Source organism: Phaeodactylibacter xiamenensis, from assembly GCF_000759025.1.
Taxonomy (GTDB): Bacteria; Bacteroidota; Bacteroidia; order Chitinophagales; family Saprospiraceae; genus Phaeodactylibacter; species Phaeodactylibacter xiamenensis.
The window spans coordinates 1-2,305 of sequence record NZ_JPOS01000124.1 but is presented as its reverse complement, the minus strand read 5'-3'; the positions used below and the strand labels follow the sequence as shown (position 1 = coordinate 2,305).

Here is a 2,305-nt window from a genome sequence, read left to right as displayed (position 1 = left end):
CTAGCGAAGCGGCTTTTCCATCTCCATTTTCCTCTCGAAGATTTTTACCGGCATGACATGTAGCCATTGTTGCAGGCAGTTTCTATTTTTCTAATGATTTAAGAACCCTTTCCTTATCAATCAAAACATCTCTCATCAATAGAGATATTGGTAATGATTTATGCCCAAATTCTTTAAACACATTATATATTTCTATCAGAGTATCAGCCGTAATCAATGAAAGGTTTGACTCATAATCAAGTGTACAATCGTTGATAAATTCGTCCGTAAATTCTGGGGCTACAATGAATATCTTCATCACCTCATATCCCTTTTTCTCTGCATTGTTTTTGTATGATTTAACTTGTCGTGCCACAGAGGAATACTTATTGTAACCTTTCTCCTTTATAGACTTACACTCAATAATTATAAGGCTGTTCTCTCCCTCATTTAGGATTATATCAGCTTTGTCTTTAGATGTATTGACCGAATCTCTTAAGTCGTCATCAACATTGAACCCTAACTTCTTTAGAATTGATTTCGTTACTTCTTCGAACTTAACTCCTATTTCAGCTTCTTTGACATCTAATCCATTTTCCTGGAGTGAGTTGAAATCCCTTCTCGCTATCAATTCATAATTCTCGATAAATAAATTTTCAACATCTTTATACTCATCAAGAACGTTTTGTATCTCATTTCCTCGTATAGATATTGATTGAGCATTACAAAAATCTTTTACTTCATCATCCGTCAATAAGTAAAGAACGTCGCTTGGTCTGATATTATACATCAGAAGAAACTTAGCCTTTAACACATCTTCTTCTTGAAGTTCAAATTCTTCTCTCACTATGCTATTAAGCTTAGGGATATGGCCTTTTACATCTTTCAGGAGCTTTTCATATCCATTCACTGATATAGTTAGAGCTCCATCCTTTTCACGGTTCTTAAAGTAAGTTATCAGGTTTTCAACCTTTGCTTCCAGTGAAGCCCCTTTTATCTTTTCATCAATTCTTAGGCGTTTTTCTATCAACTCGTTAATTGTAGCTCTTCGCTCCGTTTTGTTTACATCATCCCTGAATATACCATTGATCAAAGCTGATGTTAAAGTTATCCCTTCGTTCAGTATTTCTTTTATCTTTTCTTCTCTTGAAAGCTTTCTATCTATACTGTGCTTTCTTGCTAGTTGGTTAATATGGCTATCTTTGAGTTTCTTAAGCACCTTTCTGAAGACTTTTTCAGAAACATCTTTTCCTCTGATTTTTCTCAATATTCTGATGACCTCATCCGCAACATAAACTTGATGGTTTTTTCTCGAATAAAAAATCACACCTGTTGAGGACAAATACTTAATAATCTCATCGACATCAATCTTTTGTAATGGGACGATTAAGTAGTTAATCAACTTTATTTCCTCGTGTGACAGCTCTAAAGATGAGGCTAAAGTATTCAGAATTGATTGTTCATCTCTCGTGATTTTACTTTCCTGATTATGCTCTCTATCATTTTTATATGCGGTTTCTAAACACTTCTTATAAATTACGTAATCTCTATTCCTAGGGTCTTTATCTTCCTCGTCAAAACTCTTTTCAAAAGATTTTATCCGCTTCTTGATCTTTTGGATTTCCTTTTCGTACAGTTTACCTAACCATTCTCTCTTCATCAGAGAATTACCGTCTCGAATGATTATGTCGATTAGAATATCTAGCTGAGATGTAGTATTTAAAAACTCTTCCTTGATATGATCTGCAAACTCATCTTCGACAAGATTTAGAATTTGGGCAACACTCTTATTATCAGCATTCTTTATTTGACCGTCTAATTCATTTAAGATTCGATCAACCTCTTTATGTTCTTTTGGATTATTCGAAATAATACTATCGATGACCTTTAAGAAAGGGTTCTTTTCAAAAGAGTTCACGTAGTTTAAAATCTGCTCTAGCTTCATTTCAAAAGTTTTAAAAGCTAATATATGATTTTTCTAAAAATTGCCTGCAACGACCCGGCTACACGCAGGCTGGGATTCTAAATCTACTCTTTTTGTTTGATTTCACCAATACTAGCGCAGGCAGCAAAAGGCGAAACTGGCGAAGCCTGGCTTTTGCTGACTGCAGCGGCCTTTTCATTCTCTTTTTCCAATCGTAGATTTTTACCCAGCTTGAGTGTAGCCATTGTTATGGGTTGCCGCTTTATTCTTTTCACCGTTTCAAAAAAAGGGCCCATTTCAAATTCTGGACCAACCAAAAGGCGGCTATTCAATTCTTTTCAACTGATTTTAATCTCTTGGTTTTCAATTGATTCAATTTAAGGATTCTGATTCTCCAATTTG

General features: G+C 34.8%; 2 protein-coding genes. Both read right to left on the bottom strand.

The window, feature by feature from the left end:
* Positions 1–82: 82 nt before the first annotated feature.
* On the bottom strand, positions 83–1,924 hold the full coding sequence (locus IX84_RS30100; RefSeq protein ID WP_044230286.1) for a restriction endonuclease: 1,842 nt from the start codon (positions 1,922–1,924) through the stop codon (positions 83–85).
* A gap of 83 nt (positions 1,925–2,007) precedes the next feature.
* Complete coding sequence (locus tag IX84_RS30095; protein ID WP_044230284.1) at positions 2,008–2,235, bottom strand: hypothetical protein; 228 nt, start codon at positions 2,233–2,235, stop codon at positions 2,008–2,010.
* Positions 2,236–2,305 lie beyond the last annotated feature (70 nt).